General features: G+C 73.0%; 13 protein-coding genes. 5 read left to right on the top strand and 8 right to left on the bottom strand.

The window, feature by feature from the left end; translation table 11 throughout:
* Positions 1-2 precede the first annotated feature (2 nt).
* The 5 genes from AB0L89_RS07915 (at position 3) to AB0L89_RS07895 (ending at position 6,000) form a co-directional block, all read left to right on the top strand.
* Positions 3-968: an ATP-binding cassette domain-containing protein gene (locus tag AB0L89_RS07915; protein WP_365136074.1), complete on the top strand. Its 966-nt coding sequence runs from the start codon at positions 3-5 to the stop codon at positions 966-968.
* Entirely contained in the window at positions 965-1,810 is an 846-nt protein-coding gene (locus tag AB0L89_RS07910) for an ABC transporter permease (RefSeq protein WP_365136071.1), read from the top strand. The genes AB0L89_RS07915 and AB0L89_RS07910 overlap by 4 nt, the downstream gene beginning before the upstream one ends.
* A gap of 427 nt (positions 1,811-2,237) precedes the next feature.
* On the top strand, positions 2,238-3,830 hold the full coding sequence (locus AB0L89_RS07905) for an acyl-CoA carboxylase subunit beta (protein WP_365136068.1): 1,593 nt from the start codon (positions 2,238-2,240) through the stop codon (positions 3,828-3,830).
* Positions 3,831-3,880: 50 nt separating this feature from the next.
* Entirely contained in the window at positions 3,881-4,075 is a 195-nt protein-coding gene (locus tag AB0L89_RS07900; RefSeq protein WP_055698157.1) for an acyl-CoA carboxylase subunit epsilon, read from the top strand.
* 128 nt (positions 4,076-4,203) lie between these two features.
* Entirely contained in the window at positions 4,204-6,000 is a 1,797-nt protein-coding gene (locus tag AB0L89_RS07895) for a glycoside hydrolase family 15 protein (protein WP_365136065.1), read from the top strand.
* Here the strand turns inward: AB0L89_RS07895 and AB0L89_RS07890 are convergent.
* The 8 genes from AB0L89_RS07890 to AB0L89_RS07855 all read right to left on the bottom strand — a co-directional run bounded on the left by AB0L89_RS07890 (position 5,982) and on the right by AB0L89_RS07855 (position 18,188).
* Entirely contained in the window at positions 5,982-6,734 is a 753-nt protein-coding gene (locus AB0L89_RS07890; RefSeq protein ID WP_365136062.1) for a class I SAM-dependent methyltransferase, read from the bottom strand. The two genes, AB0L89_RS07895 and AB0L89_RS07890, sit on opposite strands and share 19 nt — an antisense overlap.
* 5 nt (positions 6,735-6,739) lie before the next feature.
* Positions 6,740-7,987 carry a pyridoxal phosphate-dependent aminotransferase family protein gene (locus AB0L89_RS07885; RefSeq protein ID WP_365136059.1) on the bottom strand — a complete coding sequence of 416 codons (1,248 nt, stop codon included), beginning with the start codon at positions 7,985-7,987 and terminating at the stop codon, positions 6,740-6,742.
* Complete coding sequence (locus tag AB0L89_RS07880; RefSeq protein ID WP_365136057.1) at positions 7,984-11,181, bottom strand: EAL domain-containing protein; 3,198 nt, start codon at positions 11,179-11,181, stop codon at positions 7,984-7,986. Before AB0L89_RS07880 ends, AB0L89_RS07885 begins: the two co-directional genes overlap by 4 nt.
* Before the next feature lie 107 nt (positions 11,182-11,288).
* Positions 11,289-12,959, bottom strand: coding sequence for a right-handed parallel beta-helix repeat-containing protein (locus AB0L89_RS07875; RefSeq protein WP_365136054.1), 1,671 nt, complete (start codon positions 12,957-12,959; stop codon positions 11,289-11,291).
* 5 nt (positions 12,960-12,964) lie between these two features.
* On the bottom strand, positions 12,965-13,927 hold the full coding sequence (locus AB0L89_RS07870) for a UDP-glucuronic acid decarboxylase family protein (protein WP_365136051.1): 963 nt from the start codon (positions 13,925-13,927) through the stop codon (positions 12,965-12,967).
* Positions 13,924-15,276, bottom strand: a complete 1,353-nt coding sequence (locus AB0L89_RS07865; RefSeq protein ID WP_365136048.1) for a UDP-glucose/GDP-mannose dehydrogenase family protein — start codon at positions 15,274-15,276, stop codon at positions 13,924-13,926. The genes AB0L89_RS07870 and AB0L89_RS07865 overlap by 4 nt, the downstream gene beginning before the upstream one ends.
* A gap of 11 nt (positions 15,277-15,287) precedes the next feature.
* Complete coding sequence (gene galE, locus AB0L89_RS07860) at positions 15,288-16,352, bottom strand: UDP-glucose 4-epimerase GalE (protein WP_365136044.1); 1,065 nt, start codon at positions 16,350-16,352, stop codon at positions 15,288-15,290.
* Positions 16,353-16,358: 6 nt separating this feature from the next.
* Positions 16,359-18,188 carry a glycosyltransferase family 2 protein gene (locus tag AB0L89_RS07855; protein WP_365136041.1) on the bottom strand — a complete coding sequence of 610 codons (1,830 nt, stop codon included), beginning with the start codon at positions 18,186-18,188 and terminating at the stop codon, positions 16,359-16,361.
* Positions 18,189-18,238 lie beyond the last annotated feature (50 nt).

The raw sequence follows: 18,238 nt of genomic DNA, 5'->3' as shown, positions 1-18,238 counted from the left end.
ACATGGCAACGCCCCACCAGGCGCGCCCGGCGGCGATCACCGCCACCGGCCTGCGCAAGTCCTTCGGCGAGAAGACCGTCCTCGACGGCATCGACCTGCGCATCCCCGAGGGCACGATCTTCTCCCTGCTCGGCCCCAACGGCGCCGGCAAGACCACCGCCGTGCAGATCCTGTCGACGCTCGTCCCGGCCGACGCCGGAGAGGTGCGGATCGCGGGCCACGACCTGGGCCGCGAACCGGAGAAGGTGCGCGCCGCGATCGGCGTCACCGGCCAGTTCTCCGCCGTCGACAACCTCATGACCGGCGAGGAGAACCTGCTCCTCATGGCCGACCTCTACGGCTTCGGTCGCCGCCAGGCCCGGCAGATCACCGCCGACCTCCTGGACCGGTTCGACCTCGTCGAGGCCGCGCGGAAGCCCGCGGCGACGTACTCCGGAGGCATGCGGCGCCGGCTCGACATCGCGATGACCCTGGTCGGCAGCCCGCGGATCATCTTCCTCGACGAGCCGACCACCGGCCTCGACCCGCGGAGCCGCCACGGCATGTGGGAGATCGTCCGCGACCTCGTCTCCGACGGCGTCACCGTCCTGCTCACCACGCAGTACCTGGAGGAGGCGGACCAGCTCGCCGACCGCATCGCCGTACTGAGCGGCGGAAAGCTCGTCGCCGAGGGCACCCCCGGCGAGCTCAAGCGCCTCGTCCCCGGCGGCCACGTCGTGCTGCGCTTCGCCGACCTGGCCGGTCTAGAGCGCGCCGCCCGCACCCTCGGCATCGGCACCCGCGACGACGACGCCCTCAGCCTGCAGATCCCCAGCGACGGCAGCGTCAAGTCCGTGAAGTCGCTGCTCGACTGGGTCGAGGCCACCGAGACCGAGGTCGAGGGCCTCACGCTCGACACCCCCGACCTGGACGACGTCTTCTTCGCCGTGACCGGCCGCACCGACAACGAGAAAGTGACGACCCGATGAGCGCCTCCGCCCCCGCCACGTCCGCCGCCGCCCCGGCCGTCGTCCGCGCCCACACCCCCGTGCCGACCACGGCGCTGCGCAACTCCCTGACCATGCTGCGCCGCAACCTCAGACACGCCCGCCGCTACCCGGCGATGACGATCAGCCTGGTCAGCATGCCCATCGCCATGCTGCTGCTCTTCAACTACGTCTTCGGCGGCGCGATGGCGACCGGCATCGGCGCGCGGTCGTCCGGCGAGTACCTCGACTACCTCGTCCCCGGCATCCTGCTGATGGCCGTCGGCGCGGGCGTCCTGCCCACCACGGTCGGCGTCTGCACCGACATGACCGAGGGCATCGTGGCCCGCTTCCGGACCATGCCGATCAGCGGCGCCTCGATCCTGACGGGCCGCGCCGTCGGCGCGGTGATCCAGATCCTGCTCAGCGTCGTCCTGGTCATCGGGGTCGCCCTGCTCGTGGGGTTCCGCTCCGACGCCGAGCCGCTCGCCTGGGTCGCCGCGGCCGGACTCCTCGCCCTGATGTCCTGCGCCCTCACCTGGCTCGCGGTCGCGCTCGGCCAGCTGGTCAAGGCCCCGGAGGCGGCCAGCAGCGTCGCCCTGCCCTTCTCCTTCCTGCTGCCCTTCCTCAGCAGCGTGTTCGTGCCGCTCGACTCGATGCCCGACTGGCTGCGCCACTTCGCCGAGTGGCAGCCCTACACCGCCTTCACCGAGACGCTGCGCGGCCTCCTCGTGGGCGGCGAGATCGGCAAGTTCGGGCCGCTGGCGGTGGGCTGGGGCCTCGCCATCACCCTGGTCGGCTTCCTGTGGGCGCGCTCGCTGTTCCGGCGGGCCGCCACCCGCTGACCCCCTGACCCCGCGGAGCCACGGGGGTGCCTCGCGGACGGGCGCCGCGCGACTACAGTGTCGCGCGGCGCCTCCTCGCGGTTGCGGAACCGGTGCCCACGGTTGTCGGCCCTCACCAATCGGACCGTCGGCCGGACCCCCGTTCGGGCCTCCGATGTGAGATGCCTCTCGCCCGGGGCCGGGCCGCCCGGCCGCTGACATCCCACTGTCATCCCGCTGTCAGATGACTGACATCGCACTGACACAGGGGTCACTAGGGGTAGCCCGGGCGGCACCCCTTTGTGGAACTCCCACAACGGAACCGGGTCTGAACCGTCACTTCTTCAGTGCCCCCGACCTCTTCTGTCCGGGGGTGCCAGGAAAACGGCCCGGAGACTGTACAGAGTCGACGGTCCGTTTCCCTGGGGGCGCTCCGTAAGGTCGCTACATGACCGTTTTGGACGAGACCGCTTCATCCGGGGGCGAGCCCACCGACTCGCGTGGGCGCGTGGCCGAGCTGCACGAGATCCGTGCGGAGGCGCTGCGCGGGCCCAGCGAGAAGGCGACCGAGGCGCAGCACGCCAAGGGCAAGCTGACGGCGCGCGAGCGGATCGAGCTCCTCCTCGACCCGGGTTCGTTCAACGAGGTCGAGCAGCTGCGCCGGCACCGGGCCACGGGCTTCGGCCTGGAGGCCAAGAAGCCGTACACGGACGGTGTCATCACCGGCTGGGGCACGGTCGAGGGCCGGACGGTCTTCGTGTACGCCCACGACTTCCGCATCTTCGGCGGCGCGCTCGGCGAGGCGCACGCCACGAAGATCCACAAGATCATGGACATGGCCATCGCGGCCGGTGCCCCGCTGGTCTCCCTGAACGACGGCGCGGGCGCCCGCATCCAGGAGGGCGTCTCGGCGCTCGCCGGCTACGGCGGCATCTTCCAGCGCAACACCAAGGCCTCGGGAGTGATCCCGCAGATCAGCGTGATGCTGGGCCCGTGCGCCGGTGGCGCCGCCTACTCCCCGGCGCTCACGGACTTCGTCTTCATGGTCCGTGAGACCTCCCAGATGTTCATCACCGGCCCGGACGTGGTCCGCGCGGTGACGGGCGAGGAGATCACCCAGAACGGCCTCGGCGGCGCGGACGTGCACGCCGAGACGTCCGGCGTGTGCCACTTCGCGTACGACGACGAGGAGACCTGCCTCGCCGAGGTGCGCTACCTCATCTCGATGCTGCCGTCGAACAACCGGGAGAACCCGCCGGCCCACGAGTCGGAGGACCCCGCCGAGCGCCGCTCGGACGTCCTGCTCGACCTGGTCCCCGCGGACGGCAACCGCCCCTACGACATGGCCAAGGTCATCGAGGAGATCGTCGACGAGGGCGACTACCTCGAGATCCACGAGCGCTGGGCGCGGAACATCATCTGCGCGCTGGCCCGCCTGGACGGCAAGGTCGTCGGCATCGTCGCCAACCAGCCGCAGAGCCTGGCCGGCGTCCTGGACATCGAGGCCTCCGAGAAGGCCGCGCGCTTCGTCCAGATGTGCGACGCCTTCAACATCCCGATCCTCACCCTGCTGGACGTCCCCGGCTTCCTGCCCGGTGTCGACCAGGAGCACGGCGGGATCATCCGCCACGGCGCCAAGCTGCTGTACGCGTACTGCAACGCCACCGTGCCGCGGATCTCCCTGATCCTGCGCAAGGCCTACGGCGGCGCCTACATCGTCATGGACAGCCAGTCCATCGGCGCCGACCTGACCTACGCCTGGCCGACCAACGAGATCGCCGTGATGGGCGCCGAGGGCGCCGCCAACGTGATCTTCCGTCGGCAGATCGCGGCCGCCGAGGACCCCGAGGCCATGCGCGCCCGCATGGTCAAGGAGTACAAGGCCGAGCTGATGCACCCCTACTACGCCGCCGAGCGCGGTCTGGTCGACGACGTCATCGACCCGGCCGAGACCCGCGAGGTCCTCATCAACTCCCTCGCGATGCTCCGGAACAAGCACGCCGACCTGCCCTCGCGCAAGCACGGCAACCCCCCGCAGTAGCAGCCGGACCTGCCCCTGCGCCGCAGTAGCCCACAAGGAGAACGCTGCACATGACTACACCTGACATCCGCGTCGAAAAGGGCCACGCCGAGCCCGAGGAGGTCGCGGCCATCACCGCGATCCTGCTGGCCCGCGCCGCCGCGCAGCCCGCCGCCGCCCCGGCCCACCGCGGCCGCGACAAGGCCGGCTGGCGCCGCCTGGAGCGCACCCCGGGCTTCCGGGCGCCGCACAGCTGGCAGGGCTGACCCACCGCCGTACGAGGCCCCGCTCTCCTCCTGGGAGGGCGGGGCCTCGACGCGTTCCCGGACCGGGACGTGACGCCGCGACCGCCGTAGACTTGAGGGGCGGCAGTGCACCACGGCGTGGTCCGGTCATGAACGCACGCATCGAGGACTACGCCCTCATCGGCGACCTGGAAACGGCCGCGATCGTCGGCAGGGACGGGTCGGTCGACTGGCTGTGCCTGCCCCGCTTCGACTCACCGGCCTGCTTCGCCGCCCTGCTCGGCACGGACGAACACGGGCTCTGGCGGGTCGCCCCGGTGCACGGCGGCCCGTGCGCCCGGCGCTCCTACCGCCGGGACACCCTGGTGCTCGACACCTACTGGGAGTGCCCCTCCGGCACCGCGCGCGTCACCGACTTCATGCCGCCCCGTACGGCCCACGGTCCCTGCCTCGTACGGGTGGTCGAGGGCCTGACCGGCACCGTGGCCATGCGCAGCGAACTGCGGCCGCGCTTCCACCACGGCCGGGTCACGCCGTGGACGCGGGCCGAGGGGCGCTGCACGGTCGCCGTCGCCGGACCCGACGCGCTCTGGTGGAGCGCGGACGGCCCGATGGAGATCCGCGGGGACACCACCCACGCCTCCCTGGTCGACTTCACCGTCCGCGCGGGCCAGTGCCTCTCGCTGCGGCTCGCCTGGGCGCCCTCGCATCTGCCGGACCCGCCCCAAGCGCTGGCCGTCCCCGCGGAGACGGCCCTGAAGGCGACCTGCGACTTCTGGTGCCGGTGGACCGCCCGTTGCTGCTACCAGGGCCCGTGGCGCGAGGCCGTCACCCGCTCGCTGATCACGCTGAAGGCCCTCACGTACGCGCCCACCGGCGCCATCGTCGCGGCGCCGACCACCTCGCTTCCCGAGCGCCTCGGGGGCGAACGCAACTGGGACCACCGCTTCTGCTGGCTGCGCGACTCCGCCCTGGCCCTCTCCGCCCTGCTGCGCGGCGGCTACCGGGACGAGGCGACGGCCTGGCTCGACTGGCTGGTCCGCGCCGTCGCGGGCGACCCCGCGGGCCTGCAGGCGGTCTACGGACTCGCCGGGCAGCGGCGGCTGCCGGAGACCGAGGCGCCGTGGCTGCCGGGATACGAGGGATCGAGGCCCGTCCGGTTCGGGAACGCGGCGGTCGACCAGTTCCAGCTCGACGTCTACGGCGAGGTCCTCGACACGCTGCACCTGGCGCTGCGCGCGGGCGTCCCGGTGGGACCACATCTGTGGAGCCTGGTGACGTCCCTGATGAGCCAGTTGCGGGCGCGCTGGCGCGAGCCGGACCGGGGGCTGTGGGAAGTGCGCGGCGAGCGGCGGCAGTTCGTCCACTCCAAGGTCATGGTGTGGGTCGCCGCCGACCGGGCCCTGCGCATGGGCGACATGCTCGGCAGGACCGAGTGCGCCGCGCAGTGGCGCGCCCTGCGCGACGAGGCACACCGGGAGGTGTGCCGGGCCGGCTGGGACGCGCGGCGGGGTTCGTTCGTCCAGGCCTACGGTGCGCCGGAGCTGGACGCCTCGGCCTTGCTGATCCCCAGGGTCGGCTTCCTGCCCGCCCACGATCCCCGGGTGCGCGGCACCGTCCTCGCGATGCGTGCCCTGGACCACCACGGCTTCCTGCGCGGATCCACGCGGGGAGGGCCGGGCCCGCGCGCCGTGGACGGCCCGCCCGGCTCCGAGGGCACGGTCGTGGCCTGCTCCCTCTGGTACGCCGACGCGCTGGCGGCGACGGGCCGTACCGCCGAGGCCCGGGAGGTCTTCGAGCGCGTCCTGGCCGTCCGCAACGACGTGGGCCTGCTCGCCGGGCAATGGGACCCGGTGAGCCACCGCCACCTGGGCAACGCGCCCCGGGCGGCCAGCCATGTCGCGCTGGTCGACACGGCGTTCGCCCTTCAGGACGCGGGGGCGTGACCCCGGCGCCGGACCGCTGTCAGGAGGACCATGCCCGAGTCGCCGTAGTCCGGCAGCGTCGGGTCGGCGTCGATGCGGGTGACCGCGAGCCGTTCCGTGACCGGCGCGAACACCTCGGTGACGAGCGCGGGATCCACCGGACAGCCGGGCCATCGCGAGGCGGCCCCGATGCGATACGTCGGCATGTTCTCCATGAACGCCGCGACCAGGTGTCCACCCGGCACGACCGAGCGCGCGAAGCGGTGGCAGAAGTCGGTGAACTCCGCGAAGTCCTCGGTGACGCCCTCCGCGACGAAGTTCATCGACGCGATGTCGTACGTCCCCTGCGGCACCGCGCGCACGTCCCCGTGCACCACCCGCACCGGCTCCAGGGCCTCGGGCAGCGTCGCGGGAAGCGCGGGATCGAGGCGCCGGCACAGCGCGTAGAACGGCAGCCAGCTGTCGTCCGGGCCCTGCTGGAGCTGCCGGCGCAGATAGGCGACACCCGCGGCGCTCGCCTCGACGGCGTCGACACGGCGGCTCGCGGCGGCGGCGAGCATCAGCGGGTAGAGGTTGGGGCCCGCCCCGAACTCCAGCGAACGGGCGGCGGCCCGCGGGGCGAACCGGCGGTAGAAGGCGGAGTGGTGGGCGATCACCGCGGCATCGGAAGGGTGCAGCTCACGGTAGTTCTCACCGAGGTAGTCCCCGACGGGCCAGCCGTCCCAGTCCACGTCGTCGTTGCGGATCACCGGCATGGCGGTCAGTTCCCCGGCCGGGCGGGAAACCGCTCGAAGAGACGGGTCAGCACGGCGTTGAGCCGGTCGATGTCCCGGTCGGAGTTGAGGGCCGTGACCTGGACGCGGAACCCGACACGGTCGCGCGGCACGAGCGGGTAGGCGGCCAGTGTCACGTAGATGCCCTCCTGCCACAGGTACTCGGCCACCGCCGCCAGGTCCGACGCGTCGCCGAGGGGGATCTCCACGATCGGCAGCCGGTCCGCGTTGAGCGTGCGCACGCCCAGTCCCGCCAGGTGGTCGAGGACCCGGACGGTCTTGCGGTACAGCTCGGCCCGGATGGCGTCGCCACGCCGGTCGTTGACCTCCAGACCGGCGAGCGCGGTGGCGAGCGACGCGGTCGGCGAGGGGCCGGAGTAGAGGTAAGGGGCCGCCGCGACCTTGAGCTCGTCCTTGAGCCGGGTCGGCAGCGCGAGGAAGGCGAGCAGCGACGAATAGGCCTTGGAGAACCCGCCGACGAGCACGACGTTGTCGTAACTCTCGCCGGTGTGCCGCACCACGCTGTTTCCCCGTGCCCCGTACGGACACGGTTCGCCGGGTCCCCGTTCGCCGATCACGCCGAAGCCGTGGGTGTCGTCGAGGTAGAGCGTGGCGTCCAGCTCCCGGCACAGCCGGGCCAGGGCGGGTACGTCGGCGATGTCCCCGCTCATGCTGTTGACGCCGTCCAGGCAGACCAGGCGCGTCGACCCCGGGGGCGTCCGGCGCATCATCGTGGCCAGTTCGCCGGGGCGGTCCGCGTGGAACCGGTGCAGCGTCGCGCCCTGCCCGCGGGCGGCCACGCAGCCGTCGTACACCGTCCGGTGCGCCGCCGCCTCGACGAACACGTGCCCCCGGTCCGCCAGCACGGGGATCACCGAGGCGTGGATCAGCGTGGCGGTCGGCAGGAGCAGGGTGTCGGGGGCGCCCAGCAGGGCGGCGAGACGTTCCTCGATCTCCGGATAGAGCCGGGGGCTGCCGAGCAGCCGGGACCAGCTCGGGTGCGTTCCCCAGCGGCGGACCGCGGGCTCCACGGCGTCGATGATCTCGGGATCGCAGTCGAATCCCAGGTAGTTGCAGGACGCGAAGTCGATGAGCCAGTGGTCCCGGCTGCGGATGTGCCGGCCGCGGACCTCGTCCAGGACGGCATCGCTCATCGGGCTGGTCCGCCGCAGGTGTGCCAGATCGCTCCGGCGCGGGTCGACGGGCACGCGCGGGAGCCCGGTGTCGTCGCTCATGGATCCTCCCTCTCCGGCCACGGGGAGACCGGGGACACCGGGGCGGCCGGGGCGAGCGGGGTGCCCCGGCCGCCCCGATCGCCCCGCTCGCCCCGGAGCAGGCACCGCCCCTGCTCCGCCGTCAGCGGCCGCGCGAAGAGATACCCCTGCCCGAACCGGCAGCCCATCCCGGCCAACAGGTCCCGCTGGACGGGCTGTTCGATCCCCTCGGCGATGACCTGGAGCCCCATCGTGTCGGCGAGGTGCACGATGCCCTCGACGAGGGCGACCTGACGGGCGTCCTCGGCGATCTCGTCGATGAAGCTCTTGTCGATCTTCAGTACGTCGATGGGGAAATCGCGGAGATAGCGCAGCGAGGAGAACCCGGTGCCGAAGTCGTCGACCGCGATCCGCACGCCGAGGTCCTTCAGCGCGGTCATGACCGACTGGATGCGGGCGTCCTGCCGCATCAGCACCGATTCGGTGAGTTCGAGCTGCAACGACCCCGGCGCGAGTCCGGGCGTATCCAGGGCCCTGCGCACCTCGTCCAGGAAACCGGTGTCGCGGAACTGGCGCGCGGACACGTTGACGCTGACATAGGGATCCCGGTCCCGGGCGTGCCCCACCGCCTGCAGGGCGGCCATGTCCGCGACGGCGCTCCCGAGGACCCAGGCACCCAGCGGCGTGATGTGTCCGGTCTCCTCGGCGAGCGGGATGAACTCCTGCGGCGGTACCGGACCGCGCCCCGGGTGCGGCCAGCGGGCCAGCGCCTCGAAGCCGACGATCTCGGCGGGGGCCACCGCGACCCGCGCCGCCGGCCGCCCCGCCGGGGCACCGTGCCCGGCGATGTCGACCACGGGCTGGTAGCGCAGGGTGAACTCCCGCTCGGCGAGCGCCCGCTCCAGGCTCGCCTGCAGCGCGTGCCGCTCCCGTATGCGCACGTGCAGCCGCTCCTGGAACCGGCGCCACTGACGCTTGCCCGCCGCCTTCGCCGCGTATAGGGCCAGGTCGGCGTGGGCGAGCAGCTCCTCCGCCCCCGTGCTGTCCACGGCCGTGGCCACGCCGACGCTCGCGGACACGCTCACGGAGTCACCGGGCAGGTCGAACGGCCTGCTGAGGGCCTGGACCACCTGCGCGGCGAGGATCTCGGCGTCGGCGGGCTCCTTGGCATCCTCCATCAGGACGGCGAACTCGTCGCCCCCCAGGCGGGCCGCGGTGTCACTGCGGCGCAGCGTCCCCGAGAGCCGGGTGCCGACCGCGGTGAGGAGCCGGTCCCCGACCGCGTGCCCGAGTGTGTCGTTGACCGTCTTGAAATCGTCCAGGTCGATGAAGAGCACACAGGTCAACGTCGACTCCCGGCGCCCGCGCAGCAGCGCCCGCTCGATGCGTTCCAGGAGCAGCGTCCGGTTGGGCAGGCCGGTCAGCGCGTCGTGGAAGGCCCGCTGGGTGAGTTCGTGCTCCAGCTGACGCTGCTCGGTCACATCCCGCAGGGTGACGACGAGCCCGCGCACGGCCGGGTCCTGACGCAGATCGCTGCACCGCACCTCCACCTCTATGTGGCCCTCGTCCCGCGGCACCCACCAGTGGTCGTGGGAGTCCTGGCCGATGCCCGCGCGCAGCGCCGTGAACACCCGCCACGCGCGGTCCCGGTCGCGCGGGTCCACCAGATCGGGAAGGCGCGATCCGGTGGGCGCCGCGGCGCCGAAGACGGCCCGCGCCGAGGGGGTCGCGTACCGGACGGTGTCGTCGTCGTCCACGATGAGGATGACGTCGGAGGCGTTGCGCACCAGCGCGGCGAAGTACGCCTCGCTCTCCCGGCGGATGATCTCCTCGCGCAGGGCGATCCGCTCCAGCGCAAGCCCGGCGTGCGAGGCGAGGATCTCCAGGGAGCCCCAGATCTCGGTCAGCTGCCGTTCGGACCCGGCGGCGACCAGGAGGCCCTGGGGCGTGCCGTCCGCGGGGCGGTGGCGCGGGACCATCGGGCAGATCAGCGCGGTGTCCGCCCCCGCGAGGCGGGCGGCCACGTCCGGCTCCAGCGTGTCGACCGGCACCAGCCGGGTGCGGCGCGGGGCGGGGGCCGGGGACGGCACCGGCGACGCCGTGCCGGTGGTGAGGACCAGGGACGCGGTCCCGGGCCCGGAGAGCGCGGCGACCGTCCGCTCGCAGGTGTCCGTGATCTCCTTCGTGGTGATCGCCGCGACCAGCGAGGCCGCGGCGGCCCGCAGCGCACGCTCGCGGTCGACCGCCCTGCGGTGCGCCACCACCATGCCCGCGAGGCGCAGGATCACGAGCAGGAACAGGACGACGGAGAACCCGGCGATCACGGCCGCGTCATGGGCGCCGCCGACCAGCGCCTCGGTGAGCAGGACGCCCGGCGCGATCAGCGTGGCCAGGGCGAGCAGCACGAGCCGGTGCCGGGGCGGCAGCAGCGACTGCCGCTGCTGTGCGCCGGCCGTCAGCTCCACCATCGACGGGTGCAGCCCGGCAAGCCCCCAGGCCGTGTAGAAGACGATCCAGCCCGAGTCGAGGAGCGTGCCCGCCTGCCAGGACCCGCTGAGCTGAAGGATCCCGTAGGCGATGTCGAAGCCCAGGAGCGTGAGCGTGCCGAGAACCAGCAGCCGCAGGGAGCGGTTGGGCCCGGACACGGAGCCGGGGGTGAGCAGGCGCGCCAGGAGGGCGAGGACCAGGACGTCCCCGAGCGGATACGCGATGCTGATGACGCGCTGTGCCCAGGTGAGCCCCTCCACCTCGGTGAGCGGCTGGACCAGGTAGACCCAGACGGGCAGCGCGAGCCCCGCGGTGATGATCAGGGCGTCCAGCAGGCTCGGCAGGTCGCGGCCCGCCCAGCGGTAGCGGACGAGACCGAGGAGTCCCGCCGCGAACAGCGCGTACACCGCCAGGTAGCAGCCGTCGGCGGGGGAGGGGAACGGGTTCGACTCGTGTGCGTACTCCTCCAGCACGTTGTAGTACGTGTCGCCCGTGGCGAACGCCAGCAGCCCGGCGGCCAGCGCCCACCAGGGCCAGCGGTGCGCGGGCCGGTGCACGTGCACTCCCACGAGCACCGCGGCGACGCCCCCGAGGCCGATCAGCGCCCACAGCGGGGCGCGCAGCCCGGGAAGCGTCATGTACGCGGTGGTGAGGCCGGCGACCAGCGCGCAGTAGCCGATCGTGAGCCGGCGGGCCCGTGGCGGTCCCGGAGGATGTGCCCGAAGCATGGCCAAGCGCCTCCCCGCAGGGCAGGGACACCGGGCCGAGAGTCACGCGTCAACCCCGGGGTCTCGCTTCTCTTGATCGTAGGCCCGCCCGCCGGGCGCCTGCATCTTCAGCGCTCGTCGGGCAGCGCGGCCCCGACCGGTGGGGGCGTACCGACGGTCCGCCCGAAGTAGTCCACGCTCCCGGTGTCGGTGCCGAACAGCTTCCGCAGGTCGAGGCCGTCGTCCGCGAGGGCGGAGCAGTCCGGTGCGAGCAGGTGCGCGTCGTCGGGGGAGTCGACGGCGGGCAGCGCGCCGCCCGCGAAGCAGGGGTCGGTGCTCAGGCCGACCGGCTCTTCGCCGAGCCGCTCCTGGCCGGTCGCCCGGCTCCACGCGCCGAGGTCGTGGAAGGCGCGGTCGCCCCACTGAATGGTCCAACGCCCCTGCTGTACGCGGTAGTTGTTGCCTTGCAGGACGGCGTTCGCCGCGGTGAGGCCCTGGTCCACCACGGCCAGCGGGGACCCGTCGGTGACGAAGTTGTTGTTGCGGACGGTGACGCCGCTCTCGCCGTCCATCAGCCGCAGGGCAGGGCCGCCGGCACCGTCGTCCGTCGCGGTCATCACGACCGTGTTCTGGTAGATCAGCAGATCGCGTACGTCGTGGCCGTAGACGGCGAGCCCGCCGAAGCGCGGCAGCTTGCGGCCGTTGTCGGCGCTGAGGTTGTAGCGGATCGCGTTGTCGGTGTGCGCCCCGTTCACCGCGCGTGTGTAGGCGTAGATGCCGGGGCCGTCGTTGTGGAACGCCAGGTTGTACTGGATCGTCGAGTGGGAGACGTTCTCGTCGAAACCGAACCCGGCGCCGTCGACGTCGGAGCCGGTGTGGTTGCGGTAGGAGGTGTTGTGCTCAAGCACCACCCCCGTGGCGTCGTACGCCCAGATCCCCACCGGTCCCGAGGGTGCCGTCGCCGCCCCGTCGGCGCCGTTGTCGTGGGCGCTGGAGCCGCGCACCACGGCGTCGCGCACGGCGCCGAGGACGATGCCGTTCCCGGTGTGGCGGTCGGCCGCCGAGGGGTCTCCGGCGTTGCGGTACGCCTCGACGTCCTCGACCTCGACGTTCTCGTGGGAGTAGGCGGGCCCGCCGGGATCGAAGGAGGGGCCGTAGGTGAGCAGACCGGCGTCCTTGTTGCCGTGCAGCCGGGCGTGCCGCACGGTCACGTCCTTGAACCCGGCGCCCTTCGCGATGCCGCCGACGGAGATGCCCACCCGGAACCCGGAGACCGTGACGTCGAGGACGGCGACCCCGTCGAGCCTGCCGCCGCCCGGACGGTCGTTGTAGAGGTTGATGCCGCTGGAGCTCCGGTAGGCGCCGCTGTCCCCGGTGAGGGTGAGACCGCGGATCTCCACCCCCGCGGTGTTGTGCACGGAGACGCCCGGGGTGCCGTCGGCCGCGATCTCGGCCCGGCCCGTTCCGTACGACCCGATCACCACGGGACGGTCCGCCTCGCCCGCCTCGGTGCCGTTGACGGTGACGGTGCCGCTGAACCGGGCCCCGCCCTCCAGGAGCAGCCGGTCGCCGGGCCGCAGCCCTACGCGTTCGGCGCGGTCGAGGGAGCGCCACGCCCGGTCGGGGGCGGTGCCGTCGTTCCCGTCGTCGCCCCGCGGGCTGACGTAGTACGCGGTGGCCGACGGCACGTAGTGGGGCGTGGCCGCGCAGCCGCCGGTGACGAGCAGCGCGCTCACGGCGACGGCGCCGACCGGGACGGCACGGCCCCGGGCGGCGGTGCCCGCGGCTCTCCCGCGCACGGGGATCAGGCCTCCACCGGCAGCCGCGCGGCCCGTGGGGCGGACTGCGCGGAGAACCACGCCACGGTGTGCCGCAGCCCCTCGTCGAGGGGGACGCGCGGCATCCAGCCGAGCTGCTCGACCGCCGCGTCGATCACCGGACGGCGGCGGGCCGGATCGTCGACGGGCAGCGGGAGGTGGACGATCGGCGAGGCCGATTTCGTACTGCGCAGCACGAGTTCGGCCAGCTCGCGGACGGTGCGCTCGCTGGGGTTGCCCAGGTTCACCGGGCCGGGACGGTCGCTGTCGAGCATGGCGGTCAGGCCCCGGACGAGATCGTCGACGTAGCAGAAGCTGCGGGTCTGGCCGCCGTCGCCGTACAGGGTCAGCGGCTCGCCTGCCAGAGCCTGGCGGATGAAGGTGGAGACCACCCGCCCGTCGTGCGGCCGCATGCGGGGACCGTACGTGTTGAAGATGCGCACGATGCCGACATCGACGCCGAGGGTGCGCCGGTAGGCCGTGGACAGGGCCTCCGCGTACCGCTTCGCCTCGTCGTAGACACTGCGCGGGCCGATCGGGTTGACGTGGCCCCAGTACCTCTCGGGCTGCGGGTGGACCTCCGGGTCGCCGTAGACCTCGCTGGTGGAGGTGAGCAGGAAGCGGGCGCCGTGCCGCTGGGCGAGGCGCAGGGCGTTCTCGGTGCCGTGACTGCCGACGGCCAGGGTCTCCAGGGCCAGGCGGTGGTAGTCGGGCGGCGACGCGGGGCTCGCGAGATGGGCGACGGCGTCGACGGGCCCCGGCACGTCGAAGGGCACCGTCACGTCGGTGTGGACGAAGCGAAAGCGGGGCGAGCCGTGCAGGTGGGCGATGTTCGCCGGTTCCCCGGTGCAGAAGTTGTCCAGGCACCAGACCGTGTCGCCCCGGCGCAGCAGTGCCTCGCACAGGTGCGAGCCGACGAACCCGCCGCCGCCGGTCACCACGACTCTCATGACGCACCTCCCGCCGGTGCGGCCGACGCGGCGGACGGCGAGAGTCCGGGGCGGCCCGGGGCGTGCACCGCCCAGCCGGCCGCCGACCACAGGTGCGGGTCGAGGGCGTTGCGGGCGTCCAGGAGGACGGGGGAGCGCACCAGCGAGGCGAGCGCGACGGGGTCGAGGCTCCGGTAGGCGGGCCAGTCGGTGAGGTGCAGGACCAGATCGGCGTCCTCGCACGCCTTGTCGACCTCCAGGGCGTAGGCGAGCTCGGGGCGGACGGCGCGGGCGTTGTCGAGGGCCTCGGGGTCGTGCACCCGGACCTCCGCGCCCTGCTCCCGCAGGGCGGCGGCCACGGCCAGCGCGGGCGAGTCCCGGACGTCGTCGCTGCCCGGCTTGAAGGCGGCGCCGAGCACGGCGATCCTGCGTCCGGTGAACGAGCCGCCGAGGAGCCGGCGGGCCCGGTCGACGGTGCGCCGCCGCTGGCGCGTGTTGATCCGGTCGACCTCGTGCAGGAACGCCACGGCTTCCCCGGCACCGATCTCCTCGGCCCGCGCGGCGAAGGCCCGGATGTCCTTGGGAAAACAGCTGCCGCCGAAACCGAGTCCGGGGGAGAGGAAGCGCGGGCCGATCCGGGAGTCGGCGCCGATGGCCCGGGCCAGGAAGGACACGTCGGCACCCGCGGCGTCGCACACCTCCGCCATCGCGTTGATGAAGGAGATCTTGGTGGCGAGGAACGCGTTGGCCGCCACTTTGACGAGTTCCGCGGTGGCCGGATCGGTGCTGAAGAACGGTACGCCGACGGTGATCATCGGTGCGTAGACCTCCCGGAGCACCTCCTCGGCGTGCGGCGAGGCCACGCCCACGACCAGCCGCTCGGGCCGCAGGGTGTCCTGGACCGCGGACCCTTCGCGCAGGAACTCGGGGTTCCAGGCGACCTCCGTCCCGGGCGCGGTCCCGGCCAGGCGGGCGGCGATCCTGGCCGCCGTGCCCACCGGAACGGTCGACTTGCCCACGAGGAGGCTGCCGGGCCGCAGACGCGGGGCCAGGCCGTCCACCACGGCATCCACGTGGCGCAGGTCGGCGGCTCCGCCGTCGGGACGCTGCGGGGTCCCCACGCACACGAAGTGGGTCCCGGCGAACGCGGCGCCCTCGGCGAGCGAGGTGGAGAACCGCAGTCTGCCCGAGGCGACGTTCCGGGCGAGCAGTTCGTCCAGGCCGCGCTCGTGGAGGGGCGCCCGGCCCGCGGACAGGGAGGCGATCCGGTCGGCGTCGATGTCGAGGCCGAGGACCTGGTGGCCGATGTCGGCCATGCACGCGGCGTGCACCGTACCCACGTATCCGGTGCCGATCACTGTCATCCGCATGACGACGCTCCTCAGGGGGTGTGCTGGTGGTTGTCAGGGCGCCGGCCGGGACCGGTGTAGCCGTGCGGGTTGAGCTGCTGGAAGCGCCACGCGTCCCGGCACATGTCGGCCAGGGTCCGGGTGGGGCGCCAGCCCCAGGCGCGTGCCACGGCGCGCGCGTCGGCGACGAGTTCGGCCACGTCGCCGGGGCGGCGCGGCATGATCTGGTACGGGACGGGCCGCCCGCAGGCCTCGCCGAACGCGGCGACGACGTCGAGGACCGAACGGCCCGAGCCCGCACCGAGGTTGAACACCCGCATGCCGGTGCCGTCGGCGAGATGGTCCAGGGCCACGCGGTGCGCGTCCGCGGTGTCCATGACGTGCAGATAGTCGCGGACCGCGGTGCCGTCTTCGGTGTCGTAGTCGGCGCCGAAGACGGGCAGGCGCTCCAGCCGTCCGGCGGCCACCTGGGCCACGTAGGGCATCAGGTTGTCGGGGACGCCGCCCGGGTCCTCGCCGAGCAGTCCGCTGGGATGGGCGCCGACGGGGTTGAAGTAGCGCAGCGCCAGCACGGTGAACTCCGGGCAGCGCGCGCACACGTCGGCGAGGATCTGTTCGCAGAGCCATTTGGAGGCCGCGTACGGGTTGGTGGGCCGGGCGGGCGTCGTCTCGTCGAGGGGGCCGTGACCGGCGTCGCCGTAGACCGAGCAGGAGGAGGAGAACACCAGCTGGTGCACTCCGTGCTCCCGCATGACCCGCAGCAGCGCGGTCGTGCCGCCGACGTTGGTGTCGTAGTACTGGACGGGCATCCGCGTCGACTCGCCCACGGCCTTGTGCGCGGCGAAGTGCACGACGGCGTCCACGGAGTGACGGTCGAAGACGGCCGACAGGGCGCGCCGATCGCGGATGTCCAGCTCGTACACGGCACCGACGAACCGGTCGGCGATCCGCTCCACCCGGTCGAAGACCCGCGGGGTGCTGTGGGAGTAGTCGTCGATCACGATCACCTCGTAGCCGTGGTCCAGGAGTTCGACGCAGGTGTGGCTGCCGATGAATCCGGCTCCGCCGGTGACGAGGATCGTGGAGGGTGCGCTCATGGCCGGTCACCAACTCAGGACGGCGGCTGCGTACGCCGGGTAGAGGACGAGGCCGGTGGCGACGGGCAGGGCCGCCAGCAGGCCGAGGATCAGCGGGACGCGTGCGGCGGGCAGCGCACGGGTGAAGGGGAGGCCCGCCGCGCGTGCCGTCTCGCGCACGTGGAGCAGGGGGACGGCGAGCCCGACCGTCGCGTACGTGGCGGCGGCGAAGAGGCACAGGAAGACGTAGCCGGCCGAGGGGCGGGCCAGCTCGCCGAACAGGGCGACGCAGGACAGGGCGGCGGCGAGCAGGAGGTAGGGGAGGGTGAGCCGGGCGGGGAACGGCCGGAGCCCGCCCGGCTCCTTGGGAGTGACCTTGAAGACGACCGGTCGCGAGCGCAGCCGCTGGCCGACGGCGCCGAACAGCCCGAGGACGACGTAGGGCCAGCGGGCGAGCGCGAAGAGCCAGGTCTCCCAGCTGACCAGCGGCGCGGAGGGCGGGCGCAGCAGGCCGCGGCGGCGCAGCAGGCACAGGGTCAGGAGCAGCCATACGGGCATGGACCAGAAGCGTGCGAGGAAGTCGAAGTAGTTGACGTTCATCCACGGCAGTCCGGTGAGCACGGCGACGGGCGGGAGTGCCAGGCCCGCGACGATCATCAGGCCGAGGAGCGGGTAGTAGCCCAGGGCGTAGGAGAAGCGCAGCCGCAGCACGAGGGGGAGCCGGAGCACATGGCGCGGGAGCAGGCCGACCAGCATCGTGGTGAGGCTGCGTGACCACTGGTACTCCTGCGTGATCATGTCGGCGAAGCTGAGGGGCCCGTCGCCGTGCGCCTCCGCGTCGATGGCGAAGGCGCCGTGCCAGCCGGCCGAGTTGAGCAGGTACGTGGTGGAGAAGTCCTCGGCGAGCTCGGGCCCCAGGCCCCCGATGTCCCGCAGGGCGCGGGTGCGCACGGCGTAGTGCGAGCCGATGCACATCGGCGCGAGCCCGTCGCTGTGTCCCAGCTGCACGGCGCCGTGCCAGACGGCCTCCCGGTACAGCCGCCCCCGGGCCGCCCACGACGCCGTGCCGTTGGCGTCGCACATGCTGGGCGCGGCGACGTAGCCGATGGCGGGGTCGCCGAACGGCCTGACCATCTCCGCCAGGTAGGTCGCCGCGGGGACGTGGTCGCAGTCGAGCTGCGCGACCACGCCGTAGTACCGGTAGCCCCAGCAGTCGTAGAAGAAGGCGAGGTTGCCCTCCTTGCAGCGGGTGCGGCGCGGCCAGCTGTCCCGGTGGTACGCGGCGACCCCGCGCCGGGAGGACATCCGCACCCCGTGCGCGCGGCACCAGCCGGTGATCTCCCCGGTCGGGTCCTCGTCGCACAGCCAGACGTCGTAGGCACCGGGGAAGTCCTGGGCCAGCATCGCTTCGAGGGTCCGCCGGGCGGTGGGCCACGGTTCCGAGGGGGCGCGGGTCACGACGAACGCCACGGGCAGGGCCGGAACGGGAAGGTCCGGGTTGATCCGGCGCAGCCGCAGGGCGGCCACGAAGAAGTAGCAGGGCAGGCCCGTCAGGTAGAGCAGCAGGACGCTGTTGACGAGGAGGCCGGCCCACCCGACGCGGTGCTCCGGCCGCAGCCACCAGGACCAGAACCACAGAAAGCTCAGCGCCCAGCACACCGCGATCCCCAGGAGGGCGGCCCGGTCGCGCCGGGGGAGCACGGGCCGGAACGTGGTGGGCCGGACCGTGCGCCGGGGGATCGGGCGGCGGAAGACGGGGCCCCCGGCGGTGATCCGGACGACGTTGCCGTCCGAGATCCGGGCGAGCTCGCGCTCCACCTGGACCAGATCCGCCGTCATCGGCTCGCTGCGCGTCATGGCGACGCTCCTTGGGGCCCGACGCTGTACGCTGACTGCGTACGTTTACG

Source organism: Streptomyces sp. NPDC052114, assembly GCF_040680155.1.
GTDB lineage: Bacteria > Actinomycetota > Actinomycetes > Streptomycetales > Streptomycetaceae > Streptomyces.
This window is presented reverse-complemented; position numbering and strand designations above follow the sequence as displayed.

Coding starts and splice junctions, on each gene's coding strand:
- AB0L89_RS07915 (WP_365136074.1), top strand. CDS start 3: ATGGCAACGCCCCACCAGGCGCGCCCGGCGGCGATCACCGCCACCGGC.
- AB0L89_RS07910 (WP_365136071.1), top strand. CDS start 965: ATGAGCGCCTCCGCCCCCGCCACGTCCGCCGCCGCCCCGGCCGTCGTC.
- AB0L89_RS07905 (WP_365136068.1), top strand. CDS start 2,238: ATGACCGTTTTGGACGAGACCGCTTCATCCGGGGGCGAGCCCACCGAC.
- AB0L89_RS07900 (WP_055698157.1), top strand. CDS start 3,881: ATGACTACACCTGACATCCGCGTCGAAAAGGGCCACGCCGAGCCCGAG.
- AB0L89_RS07895 (WP_365136065.1), top strand. CDS start 4,204: ATGAACGCACGCATCGAGGACTACGCCCTCATCGGCGACCTGGAAACG.
- AB0L89_RS07890 (WP_365136062.1), bottom strand. CDS start 6,734: ATGCCGGTGATCCGCAACGACGACGTGGACTGGGACGGCTGGCCCGTC.
- AB0L89_RS07885 (WP_365136059.1), bottom strand. CDS start 7,987: ATGAGCGACGACACCGGGCTCCCGCGCGTGCCCGTCGACCCGCGCCGG.
- AB0L89_RS07880 (WP_365136057.1), bottom strand. CDS start 11,181: ATGCTTCGGGCACATCCTCCGGGACCGCCACGGGCCCGCCGGCTCACG.
- AB0L89_RS07870 (WP_365136051.1), bottom strand. CDS start 13,927: ATGAGAGTCGTGGTGACCGGCGGCGGCGGGTTCGTCGGCTCGCACCTG.
- AB0L89_RS07865 (WP_365136048.1), bottom strand. CDS start 15,276: ATGCGGATGACAGTGATCGGCACCGGATACGTGGGTACGGTGCACGCC.
- galE (WP_365136044.1), bottom strand. CDS start 16,352: ATGAGCGCACCCTCCACGATCCTCGTCACCGGCGGAGCCGGATTCATC.
- AB0L89_RS07855 (WP_365136041.1), bottom strand. CDS start 18,188: ATGACGCGCAGCGAGCCGATGACGGCGGATCTGGTCCAGGTGGAGCGC.